The sequence below is a fragment of the Actinomadura sp. NBRC 104425 genome (genome assembly GCF_030269545.1).
Classification (GTDB): Bacteria; Actinomycetota; Actinomycetes; order Streptosporangiales; family Streptosporangiaceae; genus Spirillospora; species Spirillospora keratinilytica.
Genome location: NZ_BSTN01000003.1, coordinates 341327 through 360174, shown reverse-complemented (window position 1 = coordinate 360174; position 18848 = coordinate 341327). Strand labels below are relative to the sequence as shown.

Genomic DNA, 18848 nt, shown 5'->3' with positions numbered 1-18848 from the left:
CGCCTGCCCCTGTCCTGCTCCGCAGGGGTCCGATTCCTTCCCCGCCTAAAGGCGGGGGTCTCCTCGGAGGTCCTCGATGAAACTCAGACACGGTTGCGGGCGGTCGCCGTGTAGGCGATGTAGGTGATGCGGCCGGGAGGCAGGGACAGGGAGACGTCCTGGAGTGCCCAGGGGCCCCTCTTTGCCTAGCGGAAGGCGACGCCGTCCGAATGCATGAGCGCCTGAGTGCAGCGTCGGCCGGGCAAGCGCGCCGTTGGCCTCCGGCACGCGGCACAATGCCCGCATGGGAGACTCCGCGTCCGCCAAGCCGTGCCTGTTCTGCGAGATCGTGAAGGGCGAGCGTCCAGCCCACCTTGTGCTGGACAGCGCGGACGCGGTCGCGTTCCTGGACACCCGGCCCTTGTTCAAGGGACACACGTTGCTGGTCCCGCGCGAGCACATCGAGACGCTGCCGGACATGCCGGAGCACATGCTCGGCACGTTCTTCGCGCAAGCCAGGCGACTGGCGTCGGCCATGGAGACGGTGCTGGGCGCCGCGGGGTCCTTCGTGGCCATGAACAACAGGGTGAGCCAGAGCGTCCCCCACCTCCACGTGCACGTGGTGCCGCGCAACCGCAAGGACGGCCTGCGCGGCTTCTTCTGGCCCCGCCGCACCTACGCCTCCGACTCCGAGGCCGCCGACTACGCCGCCCGCCTCCGCGCCGCCCTGTGACCGCCTAGAGCACCGCCGTGCGGGCGCCGGTGCGGCTGGTGGTGTTGGCGTGCTGTCTGGGGGTTATGAGCCTATACGCTGCCTTTGGTGACGGATGTCGTTGTATTCCGGCTACGGTACGGCGTCGAGGAACACGCCCGCGTCGAGCACATCGGCGGCCGGCGCCCCCCGGACCGGAGGACCCGATGACCGAGACCAAGCACGCCGCGGCGCCTGCGGACGTCGGCGCCGCGCTGCCCGCCATCGAGCTTGCGGGAGTGGCCAAGGAGTACCGCGCGCACGGCCAGACGGTGGCCGCGGTCCGGGGGCTGGACCTGGCGATCGCGCAGGGCGAGTTCTTCTCCCTGCTGGGTCCGTCGGGCTGCGGCAAGACGACCACGCTGCGGATGGTCGCCGGGTTCGAGGAGCCGACGGCGGGCGCGGTGTACCTGCACGGCGCCGACGTCACCGGTGTCCCGCCCAATCGGCGCGACGTCAACATGGTGTTCCAGTCGTACGCGCTGTTCCCGCACATGAGCGTGTTCGAGAACGTGGCGTTCGGGCTGCGTCGCCGCCGCGTGCCCAAGCCGCAGATCAGGGCCAGGGTCGGCGAGATGCTGGAGATCGTCGACCTGGCGGGGCTGGAGCGGCGGCGGCCCGGCGAGCTGTCGGGCGGGCAGCAGCAGCGGGTGGCGCTGGCCCGGGCGCTGGTCAACCGGCCGCGCGCGCTGCTGCTGGACGAGCCGCTCGGCGCGCTGGATCTCAAGCTGCGCCAGGCCATGCAGGTGGAGCTGAAACGCGTCCAGCGCGAAGTCGGCGTCACGTTCGTGTACGTCACGCACGACCAGGGCGAGGCGCTGACCATGTCCGACCGGATCGCGGTGATGAACGACGGGCGGATCGAGCAGCTCGGCACCCCGCGGGAGATCTACGAGCGTCCGGCGACCCGGTTCGTGGCCGGGTTCATCGGCACGTCCAACCTGCTGGAGGGCGAGGTCACGGCGATCGAGGACGGCCGCGCGGTGATCTCCTACGGCCCGGACGGGCGGATCGAGGTGCCGCTGCGTCCAGGACTGGCTGCGGCGCCGGGGCGGCGGCTGGAGCTGACCGTGCGGCCCGAGAAGATCGGCATCGGCACGCGGCCGCCCGGCGGCGCGCTGTGCGCGGTCCGCGGCACCGTCACCGACACCGTCTACCTCGGCACGTCCACCAACTACAACGTCAGCACCGCGACCGGCGCGCAGATGGTGGTGTTCGCGCAGAACGCCACGTCGGCCGAGGAGGTCGCGGAGCGCGGGGACACCGTCTGGCTGACGTGGGAGCCGCGACACTCGTACGCCATGGGAGCAGCGCAATGACCTCCGCCCGCAACCACCTGGACCCCTCGCTGCTGCGCGGGCTGACCCGGCCGAGGCCGGTCAGGCCCCGCCGCGACGTCCTGCGGCTGCTGGGCGCCGCCGGGGCCGGGCTGGTGCTGACGGCGTGCGGCGTGCAGGGGCAGGGCGGCAAGCAGAACGTCACCCGGTCGCAGGTCGCGCAGTACTGGGCGGGCAAGACCAGGAACGGCAGGCTGAGCTGGGCGAACTGGCCCGGGTACATGGAGGACGACCGGGCGACGCTCAAGGCGTTCGAGAAGGCCACCGGGATCAAGGTCGACTACAAGGAGGTCATCCAGGAGACCGCGTCGTGGTTCGGCAGGATCCAGGCGCCGCTGGCGGCCGGGCAGTCGATCGGCTTCGACCTGATGGTCATGACCAACGGCATCCAGCTGGAGAAGGCCCGCCAGCTGGGCTACCTGGCGCCGCTCGACCACTCCCGGCTGAAGACGTTCGCCGCCAACGCCGGGCCCGGGTTCAAGAACCCGTCCTACGACCCGGGCAACACGTTCACCGTCCCCTACGTGTCGGGGATCACCGGGATCGCCTACAACACCAGGTACGTCGACGAGGAGATCACCAGCATCGCCCAGCTGTTCGACGCCAGGTACAAGGGGCGGGTCGGCATGATGGCCGACTCCCAGGAGCTCGGCAACTTCGGCATGTTCCTGATCGGCGTGGACCCGGAGAAGTCGACCCCCGCCGACTGGGAGAGGGCCGCTGAGCGGCTCCGGCGGCAGCGCGACGCGGGCATCGTCCGCAAGTACTACGAGCAGGACTACATCGACGCCGTCAGCAAGGGCGACGTGTGGCTGACCATGGCGTGGTCGGGCGACGCATACAGCCTGGCCGGGCCGGACGTGAAGTTCGTCGTGCCCGAGGAGGGCGGCACGATCTGGACCGACAACTTGTGCATCCCGAAGACCGCCGCCAACCCGGTCGACGCGATCACACTGATGGACTGGCTGTACGACCCCGAGAACAACGCGCCGCTGACCGAGTACATCAACTACATCACGCCCGTCCCCGCCACCCGAACGGTGATCGCCGAGCACGCCCGCCGGGCCGCCGGCGAGGAGAAGAAGGAGCTGGAGCGGCTCGGCTCGAGCCCGCTGGTGTTCCCCGCGGCCGACGACATGGCCCGGCTGCGGCACTACCGGCGGCTCAGCCAGGCCGAGGAGACCCGCTACCAGAAGATCTTCGAGCCGATCAGCAAGGGCTCGTGATGGCCGGTCCCACACGGCGCAGGGCGGCACCGTACCTGATGGTCCTTCCGGCCGGGCTGTGGATGCTGGTGTTCTTCGTCATCCCGCTCGTGCTGATGGTGTCGCTGTCGCTGCAGACCGGCAACCTCGTGGACGGGTTCCGGCAGACGTTCCACTGGCAGAACTACACCGACGGCCTGGCCGCCTACGGCGACAAGTTCGCGCGGTCGCTGTGGTACGGGCTGCTGGCCACGCTGGCGTGCGTGGCGCTGGCCTACCCCGCCGCGTACTGGATCGCCACGCGCGGCGGGCGGCGCAAGCCGACGTACCTGTCCCTGCTCCTGGTGCCGTACTTCGTGTCGTTCGTGCTGCGGACGGTCGCGTGGAAGCTGGTGCTGACCGACAACGGGCCCGTCCTCGGCCCGCTGCGCGACCGCGGCCTGCTGCCCGCCGACGCGCACGTGCTGGACACCGGGTTGGCGGTGGTGTCCGGGCTGACCTACAACTACCTGCCGTTCATGGTGCTGCCGATCTACGTGGCGCTGGAGCGGATCGACCCGCGGGTGGTGGAGGCCGCCCACGACCTGTACGCCTCGCGGTTCCAGGTGTTCGGCCGGGTGGTCCTGCCGCTGTCGCTGCCGGGCGTGTACGCCGGGGTCGTCATGACGTTCGTGCCGATCTGCTCGGACTACGTCAACGCCGAAATGCTGGGCGGCCCGCGCAACACCATGATCGGCAATGTGATCCAGTCGGAGTACTTCGACAACAGCGCCTACCCGCTGGCCTCGGCGCTGTCCTTCACGCTGATGGCGATCCTGCTGGTCGTGATCTTCGTCTACGCGCGCGCCCTGGGCACGCGGGACGTCCTGGAGGCGGCCCGCCGATGACCGCGACCCTCGTCCCGCGCCGCCGGGCCCGGCGCCGCGCCGCGTCCTCGGGACGCCTGCTGCACGTCTACACCGTGCTGCTGATCGCCTGGCTGCTGCTGCCGATCGCGGTGATGATCCTTTTCGGGTTCAACGACACCCACAGCAGGCAGAACTACCGCTGGGAGGGGTTCACGCTCCGCTGGTACCGGCACCTTTTCGACAAACCGGACCTGACCACCGCGCTGGTCAACTCGGTGACGATCGCGCTGCTCAGCACGGCGGTCACCACGGTGCTCGGCACGGCGGCGGGCCTGGCGCTGGGACGCCACCGGTTCCGCGGCCGGGGCGCGGCGAACCTGGTGCTGCTCATGGCGATCTGCTGCCCGGAGGTCGTGATGGGCGCCGCGCTGCTGTCCATGTGCGTCACCTTCAACCTGCCACGCGGCTATCCGACGATCCTGGCGGCGCACGTGATGTTCTCGATCGCGTTCGTGGCGGTGACGGTGCGCGCCCGCGCGGCCGGGCTCGACCCGGCCGTCGAGGAGGCCGCCGAGGACCTGGGGGCCGGGCCGTGGACGAGGTTCCGGCTGGTCACCCTGCCGATGATCATGCCGGGCGTGGTGTCGGGGGCGCTGCTGGCGTTCGTGCTGTCCATCGACGATTTCGTCATCACCGGCTTCACCGGCGGCGCCACCGTCACCTTCCCGCTGTGGGTCTACGGCTCCACCCGGACCGGCATGCCGCCCCAGGTCAACGTGATGGGAACGCTGATCTTCGCGGTCGGCGTGCTGGTGGCGGTGGTCTCCGCGCGGCGGAACGTCCTGCGCCGGTGACCTGCCCGCGGCCCGCCGCCGACGGCCCGGCGGGCCGCGCGGATCAGTCCGGGGAGGGGTCCTCGGCGCCGAACACCTCCGTGGAGACCTCCAGGTACAGCTGCTCGGGGTAGGGCATGAAGCGGACGTTGCGCAGCGCCTGCTTGTCCCCGGCCGACTCGATGACGAACTCCCCGTACCCCAGCATGCGGCCGAGCACCGACCGCTCCAGCGCGATGTCCTCGACCTTGGCCAGGGGCATCATCGCCACCTCGCGGTTGATCACCCCGCTGATGACCATGAGCCGGTGCTCGGTCACCAGGAAATACCGCAGCGACCACGCGAGGACCTTCCACACCAGGTAGCCCAGGGTCGGCAGCCACAGCCACCAGACCCACAGGATCCCGGTCACGGCGGCGACCAGCGCGCAGGCGATCAGCCCGCCCACCACCGCCAGCAGGGCGGGCAGCAGCACGGCCGGATGCCCCCGCACCGCGATCACCCGCTCCTCGTGGGACATCAGGTACCGGCCCACGGTCCGCGACCCGGCCTCGTGGCGGAAGACCATCATGTCCTGGATGTTCATGCGGCACCCTTGTCATGATCAGGGGCTTCAAAGGTAGCCGAAGCGGCGCGCGCGCCGCAGTGCCGCGCGCGTCGGGTTTTCCTCGCCGGGCCGACCGCCGCGCCGCGGTCGCCGCACGTCATGGACGGGTCCGCATACCGCCAACGTTGGGTGCGCCGTCGATATGGCCCCGCGAAATCGGAAACGCCCCCTGTGACCGAGGTGATGTGGTCACGGGGGGAGTGCCATGGCCGAGATGGTGGCCGACTACGTACTCAAAAGGCTGCGCGACTGGGGCGTCGAACACGTCTTCTGCTATCCGGGCGACGGCATCAACGGCCTGGTCGCGGCGCTCGGCCGGGCGGGGGCGCCCAAGGTGGTGCAGCCGCGGCACGAGGAGATGGGCGCGTTCGAGGCGGTCGGCTACGCCAAGTTCGGCGGCGGCGTCGGCGTGTGCATGGCCACCAGCGGGCCGGGCGCGATCCACCTGCTGAACGGGCTGTACGACGCCAAGCTCGACCACGTTCCGGTGGTGGCGATCGTCGGGCAGGTGGCCCGCAGCGCCATGGGCGGCAGCTACATGCAGGAGGTCGATCTGCAGGTGCTGTTCAAGGACGTGGCGTCCGACTACGTGCACACGGTCGCCGTCCCCGAGCAGCTGCCGAACGTGCTGGACCGGGCCCTGCGCACCGCCCTGGACCGGCGCGCCCCCACCTGTGTGATCATCCCGGCCGACCTGCAGGAGGCCGAGTACGAGGCGCCGGCGCACGCCTTCCGGCAGGTGCCCTCCAGCGCACCGGGGTACGCGGCGCCCGAGACGCGCCCGCCCGAGGCCGAGATCGCCCGCGCCGCCGAGGTGGTCAACGCGGGGGAGAAGGTGGCGATCCTGGTCGGCCAGGGCGCCCGGTCGGCCGCCGCCGAGGTGCTGGAGCTGGCCGAGGTGACCGGCGGCGGCATCGCCAAGGCGCTGCTCGGCAAGGACGTCGTCTCCGACGAGCCGGCCTTCGTCACCGGCGCGATCGGGCTGCTGGGCACCCGGCCCAGCTACGAGATGATGCGCGACTGCGACACCCTGGTGATCGTCGGGTCCAGCTTCCCCTACAGCCAGTTCCTGCCCGAGTACGGCGGCGCCCGCGCCGTGCAGATCGACATCGCCGGGCACATGATCGGGATGCGCTACCCCACCGAGGTCAACCTGGTCGGGGACGCCGCGGCCACGCTGCGGGCGCTGCTGCCGCGGCTGCGCCGCAAGGAGCACGGCGCCTGGCGCCGCACCATCGAGCGCAACGTGCAGCGCTGGTGGCAGGCGATGGAAGCGCAGGCGAAGATGCCCGCCGACCCGGTCAACCCGATGCTGATCTGCCACGAGCTGTCGTCCCGGCTGCCCGACGACGCGATCGTCACCTGCGACTCGGGGTCGGTCGCCAACTGGTACGCGCGGCTGCTGCGGTTCCGCGGCCGGATGCGCGGGTCGCTGTCGGGGACGCTGGCCAGCATGGGCCCGGCCGTTCCGTACGCGATCGGCGCCAAGTTCGCCCACCCGGACCGGCCCGCGATCGCGCTGACCGGCGACGGGGCGATGCAGATGAACGGGATGGCCGAGCTGATCACCGCGTGCCGGTACTGGCGGAGCTGGCCGGACCCGCGGCTGATCGTGGCGGTGCTGCACAACAACGACCTCAACCAGGTCACCTGGGAGCTGCGCGCGATGGGCGGCTCGCCGCGCGTCCCGCAGACCCAGGACCTGCCGGACGTGTCGTACGCGGGCTTCGCGCGCTCGCTGGACCTGGAGGGCATCGAGGTCGACAAGCCCGGGCTGCTCGGCTCGGCGTGGGACCAGGCGCTCGGCTCCGACCGCCCGGTGGTGCTGGACGTGCGGTGCAGCGCCGACCTGCCGCCCATCCCGCCGCACGTCGAGTTCGACCAGGTGAAGAACACGATGCAGGCGCTGCTGAAGGGCGACCCGGACGCCTGGGGGATCGTCGGCGAGGGGGTGCGGGCCAAGCTGCGGGAGGCCCTTCCGCGCCGGGGGAGCTAGCGGCCTTCTTGCCCATCGGCGGACGCGTCCGGAAGATGGGATCATGGTCACCCCTGAGGAGTCCCCTCCCGGCTCGTCCCGGGGGCATCGACTCGGTGCGGACGTGACGGGGCGGCCGGTGTGGCGGCTGCTGCTGCGCGGCCTGGGCGTGTTCCTGCCGGGCTGGCGGGCGCCGCAGGGGGTGACGGGCGTCCGCGACGGCGCGTCCGGGTTCGGGCCGCCGGGGTACGTCGACGGCGCCGCCGGCTTCGGCCTGTACCTGGCGGACCGGGCGCGCGGCCTGGAACCCGACCGCGAGATCTACGTGCGCGGGCGGCAGGACCCCAGCTTCGGCATCGTGATCGCGGGGCCGTCGGCGGCGATCGGCACCCGGGTCGTGGACGCGGCCGGGCTGGTGCGGTACGCGCGCCGCCTCACCTTCGAGGAACTGTACGACGCCGCCGACGCGGGCTCGGTGCCCTACGCGGTGCGCGCCGCGCGGGCCGTGCACAACGTGGTCCTCCTGGACCGCGCGGCGGGTGTGGGGCTGTGCGCGGAGGCGGACCCGGTGACGGGGCGGGCCGCGTGCCCGCTGTTCGTGCGGCTGCGCGCGTCCAACCGCACCGTGCGCGCCTACGGCCTCGGCCCGGCCGTCACGACCCCGCGGCCCACAGGCTGAGGTCCCACAGCTGGTGGGAGGGCAGGCGCCGCAGCCGCACGGCGGCGGCGGCCGCGTCCCAGAACACCCCGTCGCTCTCCAGCTCCAGCGACTGCGGCGGGGTGAGCACGGCGCACAGGAACTCGTCGCGGCTGCGCACCGCCAGCAGCGGGCCGATCTGCGCCACGGCGCCGCTGCTCTCGTAGAGCGCGCGCAGCAGCGCCTTGAGCGCGGCCTCGTCCTCGGGGGGAGGGTCGGGGGTGATGCCGGGCGGCAGGACGCGTTCGCCGGGGCGTCCGCGCGCCAGGGAGCGCGGGCCGCCGCCCGATGGGAGGTCGGCGCCCGTGGAGATGAGCAGGGCGGTGAACACGCTGCCGAGGTTCTCGGGGCGCTGCCCGGCCAAAAAGTAGCGGCGGCGTTCCGGCGCGTCGTCGGCCGGCAGGCCGCCGGCCTTCTCGGTGGTGCGGAACCGGATCCGCAGGCCGTTGGCCTGCAGGCACCGCTCGTACACCTCGGCGAGGATGTCCTCCAGCCGGCCGTCACGCGTCCACAGCCGCCCGACCACGTTGACCGACGCCCCGTCGCGCCCGCCGCGGGGGCGGGCCTCCAGCGTGGCTGTCACGGCCTCGTCCAGCTCGCTCTCGGTGAACGCCAGCAGTTCGGCGACGACGTCCTCCACGTCCTCCAGCGTGCGGGTGAGGGCGCGCTGCAGCTCGAGCATCTGCGCGCCGTCGCGCTCCAGCTCGGCCAGCCGCGCCAGCGCCGCCTCCACGTCGGCGCCGCCCGCGCCGCGCTCGCCGGTGCGGGCGCCGGCCTCGGCGACCGCGCGCACCGACGTCTCCACCTCCGCCAGCTTGCGGCGCAGCGCGGCGAGCGTGACCCGCTGCTGCTCCAGCTCGTGCAGCCGGCCCGCCTGCGTGCGCAGGTACTCGTCGGCCCGGTGCACCAGCGCGGCCAGCTCCTCGACCTGGCTGGTGTTGTCGCGCAGCCGAGAGTCGAGCGCGGGCAGCACGTCCCGCTTGACCCGCGACAGCTCGGCGGAGAGCTGCTCGCCCACCGTCACCAGCACGCTGTTCTGCTTGGTGACATGCTCGTTCAGCTCGTCGACGCGACGCACGAACGCGGCGGCCTGGTGCTTGCTCTGCCGGCCCGCGTACAGCTCCAGCGCCCCCACGACGACGCACAGCACCACCAGGATCACCGTCGTCAATGGGACTCCTCCGGACGCGGCGGCGGTTCTCTCATCGTGTTGTGATCGCGACCATAACCTACGAGGCCGTAACAGGACGGGCACTTACGTAAGCGACTTATCTTCCTGACCGAAAGGCACCTGCGACCGGCTTGCGTCGGCGCGCCGGGCACGGCGGCGTACAGCGCCGGAACGGGCGCTGGAGCGTGTCTTCCGCAGGCCGATCTGCAAGCCGGGTCCGTTCACCGGTACTCCGCCAGGCGCGGGCGCACGCCGGCCGCCACCAGGACGAGGATGACCAGCCCCGACACGGGGAGCACCGCGTCCCAGCCGTCGGTGCCCTCGTCGCCGGCCCGCACCGCGTCGTCGAAGTCGCGGCGGTGCAGGCCGGCGAGCGCATTGAGGGACGCATCGTACTGGGCGAACAGCCGGATGCCGGTATCGGGGCCGGTGCCCAGCCGCGCGCGGACCGCCTCGTCGGTGCGGCCGGCGGCGGCCAGGTCGCGGATGCGGCGGTCGGCGAGCTGGAAGGTGCGGAAGTCGTCCAGCACCTTCTGGAACGCCTGCGCCTGCCCGCCGGTCAGGTCGCGTGCGGCCTCGTCCCCGAGGAAGCCCAGAAAGCGCGCCCGCTGCCGGGAGCGGCCCTGGGACTCCACGGCCTCGGTGTACTGGGGAAGGCTGTCGGCCTGCAGGTACAGGATCGACTGCGACTTGCTGAGATAGGTCTGCGTGTAGGTGTCGGCGCGGTCGGGGTCCAGGAGGAAGCGGGTCTGGTCGGCGTTGGCGCTGTTGCTGATGGCGCGGGTGCGCGACAGCGCGAGGATGGGGTCGAACCCGTCGCGTTTGGCGTCGCGCAGGTGCCCGGCCTGGGACGACAGCATGGACGTGCTCATCACCACGAGCACGAGCGCCGCCAGGGTCGCCAGCGCGACGCCCGGGTTGAGCACGCGCCGGAACCGCACGTACAGGTAGTGGTTGAGGGCGAGTAGCAGCGCCAGCAGCAGCACGCCGATGACGACCACCAGCGTGCGGCCGACCAGCACCGCCGACCGCTCGGACTCGTAGGTGTGCCGGACCAGGGTGCCGTTGTCGAGGGTCAGGTTGTAGGCCTTCGGCAGCAGGTCCAGCTTCATCAGGTCGGTGGCCTGCCGGTAGGCGTCCAGGACGCGCTGCGGCGGGGGCCCGGCGGCGTGGTCGGCCTGCTCGTCCAGCAGCAGCGCCTGGCCGGCGTAGCGTTCGTAGCGGCCGAGGGCGTCGAGCAGGTCGCGGGCCGTCTCCCGCTCGGTGGGGCCGTCGGCGAGCCGGGACGCCTGCAGCAGCGCGGCGCCCGCTTCGGCGCGGCTCTGCTCGTACCGGGCGAGCAGCTGGTCGCGGCGCATGCCCAGGTTGCGCGAGTTGCCGATGAGCAGCGCGTTGGCCAGGTGCGCGTCCATGTCGGTGAGGTGGAAGTACAGGTCGCCGGTGGCGACGACCTGCGGACCCGCGTCGTGGCCGATGACGCGGACGCCGTCGCGGGCCGCCCCGACGGCCCACCACGTGGACGCCAGCAGCGCGACGAGCGCCAGGATGACCAGGGCCGTCAGCGCCCGCACCCGGCCCGCGACCGTGCGGGGCAGCAGCGGCAGCGACCGGGGAGGCGGCGTGTGCCGTCCCGGTGGGGCGGGCACGCGCGCGCTCGGGGGCCGCGCCCCGCCCGGCGCCGGCCCCCCGCCGGGGGGACGCGCCACGGCCGTCATGCCTTGCCGCCCTTGCTGAGCGTGATGGTCGTCCACGCGCCCACGTGGATGCGGTCGCCGTCGCCGACGGGCACCTCGACGTTCAGGGGGATCGGTTCGGTCGCGCCGTTGAGGCACGTGCGGTTGGTGGAGCCGGGGTCGACCAGGGTCCAGGTGCCGTCCGGCTTGGCCAGTAGCACCGCATGCACGTGGGAGACGCCGGGGTCGGCCGGGGGCTCCTGCAGGTCGATCTCGGGGTTCGTCCCCCGGGACACGCTGCGCCTGCCGATGCGGATCTGCTTGCCGGTCAGGGGGATCCGCCGTTCGGGGCAGTAGGGCGGGAACGGGATGTCCTTGCTGTCGGGTCCGCCTCCGGCGATGACGGTGTCGTAGTACTCGCGGTCGGCGTTCACGATGGCCACCCACTCCGCCTCCTGGGGTGCGGGCTCGGCGGCTGCGGCCGGGGCAGGGGAGGGCTCGGCAGCCGGGGCCGGGGCGGGGGAGGGCTCCGCGGGCGGGGTCGGCTGCGGCGGGGCCGGCTGCGGCGGGGGGAGTGGTTGCGGCGGACCCGAGGGGGTCGGCCTGCCGCCTCCCGTCGCGAAGTCGTAGCCGCACTCCTCGCAGAAGCGGTCGGTGGACGGCGTCCCGCAGTCCGGGCAGGGCACGCCCTTGCCCCCTGCGGGCTGCCCCGCCGCCGGGGCGGCCTCGGAGGGCGTGGACGCGGGGGAGGCGTCGCCGCCGATGCGCTGACCGCACACGTCGCAGTAGTCGTCGGTACCGGAACTGTGCCCGGACGGACAGATCGCCATGCTCAGCCCTCGCCCCTGCGCGTACGGACGGTCTTGGTCGACCGGGTGTCCAGCGACATCACGTCGGCCTTGTCGACGTTCTTGCGCAGCCGGACCGTCCCGGTGGCCGGGTCCACCACGTCCACCACCTTGCGCAGCATGGACGTGATCGCGTCGTTGCCCGCCTCGTCGGCCAGCCGCACCGCGCGGGCCAGCCGCGCGGTGGCGGTGTCCAGGTCGCCGGCCTCGCGCGCCGCCAGCCCCTCCTGGATGGCCTGCGCCAGCTCGGCCTGCCCGGTGTAGTGCGCCACCCGCGGGTTGATCTTGGTGGACTGCGCCTCGTCGTCGGTCCACTGCGCCAGCACGTTGCCGGTCGCCAGCACCTGCTCGGCGCGGTCGGCCGTGCCCGGCAGCACCAGCTTGATCCAGGCGGCGCGCAGCTCGGTGCCCACCGCCGCGGGCGGCACCTCCACGCACACGTGGTAGTCGCGGCTCTCGGCGCCCCACGCCCCGATCGGGTAGTCCCCGGCCTGCGGCGCCGCCTCGACGCGCCGCCCGGTCAGGTCCTCCACCGACGGCATGACCTGCTTGACGAACTTCACCGCGGCGGTCTTCGGCGTCCACACGCGCAGCATCACGTCGGCGACGGCCTTGCCCATCGCCGCCTCGGTCATGGCCTGGAAGTCGGCCACCAGGTCGGCGGGGTCGGCGACGATGTCCACGCTGCCGAGCAGCGCGGAGGCGATCTTGCGCAGCTCGGCGACCTCCCAGTTGGTGCCCACGCCCCGGCAGTCGCACACGAACCGGCCCGAGCAGCGCTGCAGCACCGCGTCGAGCTGGTCGGGCGTCTCGTGCTGGTTCATGCCGTCGGTGAGCAGGATGGCGTGCCGGATGCCGTCCTGGTGGGCGTCGAACAGCTCGTCGGCCAGCCGCAGCCACGAGCCGATCGCGGTGCCGCCGCCCGCCTGCAGCCGCGCCAGCGCCACCCTGGCCTTCCTGCGGGTGGCCGCGTCGGCCCGCACCAGCGGCGGTCCGCCCGGATAGACCAGCTTGGCGTCGTTGGACCCGGCGATCACGGCGAAGTGGACGCCGTCGCGCAGCGTGTCGACCGCCACCTGCGCGGCCTCGATCGCGGCCTGCAGCTTGCTGTCGGGATAGGACATCGAGCCCGAGGTGTCGATGATGATGACCTCGGCGGCCTCGGCCGCCGCGCCGCCCGCGCGGGCTCCGCCGGACGACTCGACCGACACGATCGCGTGGACCTCGCGGCCGCCCACGGGCAGGTACTTGTTCTGGTCGACCTTGACGGTGAACTGCGGCTGGTCGCTCATCGGGGTTGCTCCGTAGTCGGCGGGACGGATGAGTTCGCGCAGGGCGCGTCCTGCGCGGCGGGGGCCTGCGGGACGGGGACGACGGCGACGGTGACGTTGTCGCGGCCTCCGGCGTCCAGGGCGTGCCGCACGAGGAGCCCGGCCGCCTCCAGCGGGGGGACGGCCTGCGGCGGAGCGCCGGAGGCGGCCGTGAGGACGTCGGTGAGCTGCTCGGGCTCGGGCAGGTAGTTCCACAGGCCGTCGCTGCACACCACCACCGCGCCGGGCCCCTCGACGGGGTGGGTGCGCACATGCGGGGCGATGTCCTCGGCGTCCGCGCCCAGCCACGCGGTGATGACGTGCGCGTTGGGGTGGGCCTCCGCCTCGGCCTCGGTGAGGGCGCCCTCGGCCACCATGGCGGCGGCCCAGGAGTCGTCGTCGGTCAGCCGCCGCGAACCTCCGGCGGACGCGGCCAGCCAGTAGGCGCGGCTGTCGCCGACCCACCCGACGGTCACCGCGCCGGGGGCGACGACGGTCGCCACCAGGGTGCAGGAGGGCGCCTCGTTCGGAGAACCCGCCAGGGCCGCGACGGCGTCGCCCGCGCGGGCGATGGCCGTGCGCATGGCGGACTCGGCGTCCGTGCCGTCGTCCAGTGCGGCGACCAGCGACGCGACGGCGGTTTCGGCCGCGGCCTCGGAGGCGTCCTCGGGGCGCGGCGACGACCCGACCCCGTCGCACACCACCACCGCCACGCCCCCGCGCCACGGGGCGATGGCCAGGGCGTCCTCGTTGCGGCTGTAGCGCAGCCCGCGGTCGCTGACCCCGGCGGCGGCGCCGTCGGGCAGTTCCACCTCGACGTGGTCGCGGTCGGCGGGCTGGCGCAACCCGCAGTGCTCGCAGTAGCCGTCGGCGTCGATGGTGGTCGCGGCGCACCCCGTGCAGCGCCGCAGCCGTACCGGCGCGGAGCCGGAGTGCGGGTCGAGCCGCTGCCCGCACGCCTCGCAGAACTCCTCGCCCGGGTACACCACCTCCCGGCACGCGGGGCACCCCAGCTCCACCGCCTCGGCCGTCCCCCGGTCCCCGGTCACAGCAGCGTCCTGGGGCGGACGGCGTTGGCGCGGTCGATGAGCAGCCGCCGTTCCTCCCTGTCCGTGCTGTGCCGCGCCAGCGACCGGTACGTCCTCTCCAGCGCGCTCCGCACTTGCCTCTCCGTCAGTCTCGCCCCCAACACACTGCCTTCCTGCGGGGAGTGCTTCGGCGCACGGCGCACCCAGGCCAGGGCCGCCTCCAGCACCTCCGCCTCCAGACGTTCCCGCCGCTCGCCTTCGACGTCGAGCGCGGCCAGGCGGTCCCCCGCGCCGACGAGGTCGGCCGCGGTGAGCTCGGACGGGAGACGGCCCCGCACGATGGTCGTCACCGCCGCCAGCTGAGCGGCCACGTGCCGGATCGAGGTCTGCGGCACCGAGTCCAGGACCGCGACGGCCCCCGCCCGGTCGCGCTCGGCCAGACGCACCCGGGCCAGGCCGAACGCCGCGTTGATGTAGGAGTCGTCGGTGCGCCACACCGCCTCGTACAGGCGCGCCGCGTCGGCGGGGGAGGTGCGCTCCCGGCAGAACGCCAGCGCCAGCTTGGGCGCCGCCTCGCCGGGCAGCAGGCTGTAGAGGTCGTCGAACATCGCCGCGGCCTCGTCCACGCGCTCCAGGGTCAGCGTGGCGACCGCCCGGTACCAGGCGAGCCGCCAGTCGCCGGACAGCTCGCCCGCCAGGTCGTCCAGCAGGCGCAGCGCCTCGTCGAGGCGGCCCAGCTCGATGCGCACCCGCACGCCCGTCAGCCTGACCTCGGGCGTGCGCTCGGGCGCGCCGCCCAGGGCCGCCATGAGCTGCCGCGGCTCCAGCGCCGTCAGCCCGGTCAGGAACCCGGCGGCCGGGTCGGCGCCGTCCACCAGCGGCACCGGCAGCGCGGACGCGGCGTCCCGGGGCGTCGGCACCGGCAGCGGGGCGCCGCCGTACACGTCCGGCTGGGCTCCCGCGGCGAACCGCTCCGGGCCGAACAGCGCCGACGGGGCGGGCCGCGGCCGGCCGTCCTCGGCGGCCAGCACCTCCCGCAGCACCCCGGTGAGCTGCTCGGCCATCTCGGCCGCGTCCTGGAAGCGCCGCGCCGGGTCGCGGTGCGTGGCGCGGCGCAGGAACCGGTCGAACGATTCGTGCCGCGCCAGCACCGGCACCTGCTCGCGCGGCGGCAGGCTGGTCGCGTAGGTGGTGGTGAACTCGGCGAACGGGAAGCTCAGCACCGCCAGCGCCCGACCGACGGTGTACAGGTCGGAGCTGACGGACGGTCCCTCGTCGGCGATCTCCGGGGCCTGGTAGCCGACCGTGCCGTAGACGGCGCCGTCCTGGTCGTCGATCCGCCGCACCGCGCCCAGGTCGATCAGCCGCAGCTGCTCCTCGGACTGGATGACGTTGTCCGGCTTGAAGTCGCAGTACAGCAGCCCCTGCGCGTGCAGGTAGCCGAACGCCTGCAGCACCTCCAGGGCGTAGGCGATGGCCTGGCCGAGCGGCAGCGCCTCCTCCCCGAGCCGCCGCCGCTCCAGCAGGATGTCCTTGAGCGAGCGGCCCCCGACGTACTCCATGACGATGTAGCCGGTGGGGGCGCCGGTGGCCGGGTCCGGATGCTGGACGAAGTTGTAGATCTTGACGATGTTGGGGTGCTCGACCTCGGCGAGGAACGCCCGCTCGGCCGCCGCGGCGGCCAGCGCGTCGGCGTCCCCGGTGTCCAGCAGGCCCTTGAGCACCACCCAGCGGTCGCTGACGTTGCGGTCCTTGGCCAGGTAGATCCAGCCGAGGCCGCCGTGCGCCAGGCAGCCCAGCACCTCGTACTGGCCGCCCACCAGGTCGCCGGGGCGCAGCTTGGGGGTGAACGAGAAGCCCGTCCCGCACTTGGCGCAGAACCCTTCCGTGCGGCCCGGCCGGTCGCCCCTGCTGCGCCCCACCGGTTCGCCGCAGCTGCCGCAGAACCGCTTGTGCTCGGCGACCTCCGGGTTCGGCAGGACGGCGCCGGCCGGGTCCCGGTACGGCACGCGCGGCACCTCGACCAGGCCCGCGCCGAGCTGCCCGCGCCGCCCCGACCCGCGCGTGGGGCCCGTCCGCCCCGTGCCCGCGCCGGTGCGCGCGCTGGAGCCGCCGTGCGTCGGCGTGCTGGGCGCGGCCGTCGGCCCGGACGCCGCCGCGGGGTCGGACGGGGCCGCGGGGGGCAGGCCGCAGGTGTCGCAGTAGCCGTCCTGGATCGTGCCGGTGCAGCCCTGCCGTGCACAGGCGTCGCCCGGGGACGTGCCGGGAACCGCCGCCTGCGACGCGGGGGCGGGGGGCAGGCCGCAGGTGTCGCAGTAGCCGTCTTCGATCGTGCCGGTGCAGCCCTGCCGCGTGCACGCGTCACCTTTCGCGGCGGCCGGGGCCGCCGGTAACGGCGCGGGGGCCGGGGGCAGGCCGCACTCGACGCAGTAGCCGTCCTCGACCGTCCCGCCGCAGCCCGGCGCGGTGCACTGAATCATCGGCGCGATCCCTTCGCCCGTGCGGAGAAGGCCTGCTGGTACACCGACAGCGCCACCGTCGCCCCGCGCAGGTCGCACGGGGACGTCCACAGCAGCGCGCGTGCGCGCTCGCACATCGCGGTCAGCTCGTCGTCCCGCAGCCGCCGCAGCGCGCCGTCCACCTCGTCGCGGGTCAGCGGCGGGGGTGCGGCACCGCTCATCGCGGCCCCATCTCACCCATGTTCGCCCCCGGTATCGCGCTTTCGGGGGATCAGTGTTCACCATGCGGACGGCGCCGCTCAAGACCTCCAAACCGTCGGCGTTCGAACGTATTATCGAATCATGGCGAACGTAGCGACGCACCGCACCGCCCTCACCGCCGCGGAGATCGCCGCGCTGGCGCTCTCGCTGGCGCACCTCGGCGCCGGGCCGCAGGCGGCCACCGCCCGCCGCGCCCTGCGCACCCTGCTCGACGACGCCACCGACACCGAGACCGTCGCCGCGCGTTCCCTGCCCGTCCCGGCCGCCCCCCGGCCCGCCCGGTCGGCCGACGCCGCCCCGTCCACCCTGCAGACCCTCACCACGCCGCTCAGCCCCGCCACCGCCGACCGCGCCCGCGTGATCGCGGCCGCGATCACCGAGCACCGCGTCATCCGGCTCGTGTACGGCGACGCCCGCGCCAACGTCACCATCCGCGAGGTCGAACCCGTCACCTGCCTGGTCCACCGCGACCACTGGTACCTGGTCGGCTGGTGCCGGATGCGGCGCGGCGTGCGCGCCTTCCGGTTCGACCGGATCCTCGCCGTCGAGTCCACCGGCATGCCCGCCCGGCCCCACCGCGCCGAGCGCTACCTGCCCTTCCAGGGCCGCGCCGCCGCCTGATCCGAGGCCCCGTGCGGCGGCCCGTCCGTGCCCCTTGCGCGGGCCGCCGCACGGTCCCACCCCTGCGGCGCCCCCTGGGTCAGAACGCCGTGGTGCGCTCCACGGCGTCGGAGACGACCGCGGCGACGTCGCGGGTGCGGGTGTAGGCGGAGCGCTGCGTCCGGGCGCCGTTGCCGCGGTCGAGCAGGCCCCGCAGCAGCCCCCGCACGGTCTCCAGGTCGCCGAAGCGGTCCAGAGCGGGGCCGACGTGGTCCAGCAGCGCGGCCACCACCGCGTCCGCGGGGGCGGCGCGATGGGTGACCGGGTGCACCAGGTCGTCCCGCAGCCCGGAGCGGCTGGCCCGCCACATCGCCAGCCGCAGCAGGTGGGTGCGCACCGGGTCCGGGGGCTCGCCCGCCCGCCACGCCCGCGCCGCCGTTTCGACCAGCGCCCGGACCAGCGCGGCGAGCAGGACGGCGTCGCCGGCGTGCAGGCAGACGTCCGCGACGCGGACCTCCACGGTGGGATAGCGGTGGGAGATCCGGGCGTCGAAGTAGATCATGCCCCGGTCGAGCACCGTGCCCGTGCCGAGCATCCCCTCGACGGTCGCCCGGTACCCGGCGAACGAACCGAACAGCTCGGTCGGCCCGCTGGACGGCCAGCGCCCCCACACCTGGTGCCGCCAGCTCTCGTAGCCGGTGTCGCGGCCCTGCCAGAACGGGGAGTTGGCGCTCAGCGCCAGCAGGGGCGGCAGCCACGGCCGGATCCGGTCGAGCACCGCCGCGCCCTCCTCCGGCGAGGCCACGTTCACGTGCACATGGCAGCCGCACGTCAGCTGCTCCGCCGCGGTCAGCGCGTAGGCGTCGGCCATCCGCCGGTACCGCCGGGACGGGGTGAGCGACGGCCGCACCGCCACCGGCGAGGTCGCCAGCGCCGCCACCGCGACGCCGACGCCGCGCGCGGCCTGCGCCGCGGCGCGCCGGGCCCACCTGATCTGGTCCGCCAGCTCGCCGAGCGACGCGCACGGCCGGGTGCACACCTCCAGCTGTTCGCGCTGCAGCTCGGTCTCCAGGCACTCGCCGCCCGACGACTCGGCCTGCGGGTCGTGGTGGCCGCGCGGCACCTCGCCGTGCTCGTAGCAGTAGCGGATCACGTCGACCGAGACGGCCTTCGGCGCCCCGTCGATCGGATCGACCAGCAGAAGCTCCTCCTCCACGCCGATGGTCCGGGGCTGCGCCGCCTTGCGTTGGTCCACGCTGTCGTTCT

At 73.6% G+C, this 18848-nt stretch carries 17 protein-coding genes; 8 read left to right on the top strand and 9 right to left on the bottom strand.

Going from position 1 to position 18848, the window contains the following annotated elements; translation table 11 throughout:
* Positions 1-283: 283 nt before the first annotated feature.
* The 5 genes from QSK22_RS07410 to QSK22_RS07390 all read left to right on the top strand — a co-directional run bounded on the left by QSK22_RS07410 (position 284) and on the right by QSK22_RS07390 (position 4974).
* The gene (locus QSK22_RS07410) at positions 284-712 is read left to right on the top strand and encodes an HIT family protein (RefSeq protein WP_285493244.1); all 429 of its coding nucleotides are present in this window, start codon (positions 284-286) and stop codon (positions 710-712) included.
* A 185-nt stretch (positions 713-897) separates the two neighbouring features.
* Positions 898-2049 carry an ABC transporter ATP-binding protein gene (locus tag QSK22_RS07405; protein WP_285493243.1) on the top strand — a complete coding sequence of 384 codons (1152 nt, stop codon included), beginning with the start codon at positions 898-900 and terminating at the stop codon, positions 2047-2049.
* Positions 2046-3293, top strand: coding sequence for a polyamine ABC transporter substrate-binding protein (locus QSK22_RS07400; RefSeq protein ID WP_285493242.1), 1248 nt, complete (start codon positions 2046-2048; stop codon positions 3291-3293). The genes QSK22_RS07405 and QSK22_RS07400 overlap by 4 nt, the downstream gene beginning before the upstream one ends.
* Positions 3293-4159, top strand: a complete 867-nt coding sequence (locus QSK22_RS07395) for an ABC transporter permease (protein WP_285493241.1) — start codon at positions 3293-3295, stop codon at positions 4157-4159. The genes QSK22_RS07400 and QSK22_RS07395 overlap by 1 nt, the downstream gene beginning before the upstream one ends.
* Positions 4156-4974, top strand: coding sequence for an ABC transporter permease (locus QSK22_RS07390; protein ID WP_285493240.1), 819 nt, complete (start codon positions 4156-4158; stop codon positions 4972-4974). The genes QSK22_RS07395 and QSK22_RS07390 overlap by 4 nt, the downstream gene beginning before the upstream one ends.
* A gap of 43 nt (positions 4975-5017) precedes the next feature.
* Here QSK22_RS07390 and QSK22_RS07385 read toward each other — a convergent pair whose 3' ends face one another.
* Positions 5018-5539, bottom strand: a complete 522-nt coding sequence (locus QSK22_RS07385; protein ID WP_285493239.1) for a PH domain-containing protein — start codon at positions 5537-5539, stop codon at positions 5018-5020.
* 226 nt (positions 5540-5765) lie between these two features.
* Between QSK22_RS07385 and QSK22_RS07380 the strand changes: the two genes are divergently transcribed.
* Together QSK22_RS07380 and QSK22_RS07375 are read left to right on the top strand one after the other, a co-directional pair.
* Positions 5766-7556, top strand: coding sequence for a thiamine pyrophosphate-requiring protein (locus QSK22_RS07380; RefSeq protein WP_285493238.1), 1791 nt, complete (start codon positions 5766-5768; stop codon positions 7554-7556).
* A gap of 43 nt (positions 7557-7599) precedes the next feature.
* Positions 7600-8214, top strand: coding sequence for a hypothetical protein (locus tag QSK22_RS07375; protein WP_285493237.1), 615 nt, complete (start codon positions 7600-7602; stop codon positions 8212-8214).
* Here QSK22_RS07375 and QSK22_RS07370 read toward each other — a convergent pair.
* The 7 genes from QSK22_RS07370 to QSK22_RS07340 all read right to left on the bottom strand — a co-directional run bounded on the left by QSK22_RS07370 (position 8189) and on the right by QSK22_RS07340 (position 16942).
* Entirely contained in the window at positions 8189-9394 is a 1206-nt protein-coding gene (locus tag QSK22_RS07370) for a hypothetical protein (RefSeq protein WP_285493330.1), read from the bottom strand. The genes QSK22_RS07375 and QSK22_RS07370 overlap by 26 nt on opposite strands.
* Positions 9395-9624: 230 nt before the next feature.
* The gene (locus QSK22_RS07365) at positions 9625-11049 is read right to left on the bottom strand and encodes a GlnX family signal transduction membrane protein (protein WP_285493236.1); all 1425 of its coding nucleotides are present in this window, start codon (positions 11047-11049) and stop codon (positions 9625-9627) included.
* A 65-nt stretch (positions 11050-11114) separates the two neighbouring features.
* Positions 11115-11906 carry an FHA domain-containing protein gene (locus QSK22_RS07360; RefSeq protein ID WP_285493235.1) on the bottom strand — a complete coding sequence of 264 codons (792 nt, stop codon included), beginning with the start codon at positions 11904-11906 and terminating at the stop codon, positions 11115-11117.
* A gap of 2 nt (positions 11907-11908) precedes the next feature.
* The gene (locus QSK22_RS07355) at positions 11909-13216 is read right to left on the bottom strand and encodes a vWA domain-containing protein (protein ID WP_285493234.1); all 1308 of its coding nucleotides are present in this window, start codon (positions 13214-13216) and stop codon (positions 11909-11911) included.
* Complete coding sequence (locus QSK22_RS07350; RefSeq protein ID WP_285493233.1) at positions 13213-14283, bottom strand: PP2C family protein-serine/threonine phosphatase; 1071 nt, start codon at positions 14281-14283, stop codon at positions 13213-13215. Before QSK22_RS07350 ends, QSK22_RS07355 begins: the two co-directional genes overlap by 4 nt.
* Positions 14280-16742 carry a serine/threonine-protein kinase gene (locus QSK22_RS07345; protein ID WP_285493232.1) on the bottom strand — a complete coding sequence of 821 codons (2463 nt, stop codon included), beginning with the start codon at positions 16740-16742 and terminating at the stop codon, positions 14280-14282. The genes QSK22_RS07350 and QSK22_RS07345 overlap by 4 nt, the downstream gene beginning before the upstream one ends.
* Positions 16739-16942, bottom strand: a complete 204-nt coding sequence (locus QSK22_RS07340) for a hypothetical protein (RefSeq protein WP_285493231.1) — start codon at positions 16940-16942, stop codon at positions 16739-16741. The genes QSK22_RS07345 and QSK22_RS07340 overlap by 4 nt, the downstream gene beginning before the upstream one ends.
* A gap of 121 nt (positions 16943-17063) precedes the next feature.
* On the opposite strand from QSK22_RS07340, the gene QSK22_RS07335 reads away from it, so the two are divergent.
* Entirely contained in the window at positions 17064-17603 is a 540-nt protein-coding gene (locus QSK22_RS07335; protein ID WP_285493230.1) for a helix-turn-helix transcriptional regulator, read from the top strand.
* A 79-nt stretch (positions 17604-17682) separates the two neighbouring features.
* On the opposite strand, the gene QSK22_RS07330 is transcribed toward QSK22_RS07335, so the two are convergent.
* Positions 17683-18837, bottom strand: a complete 1155-nt coding sequence (locus QSK22_RS07330) for a glutamate--cysteine ligase (protein WP_285493229.1) — start codon at positions 18835-18837, stop codon at positions 17683-17685.
* Positions 18838-18848: the final 11 nt, after the last annotated feature.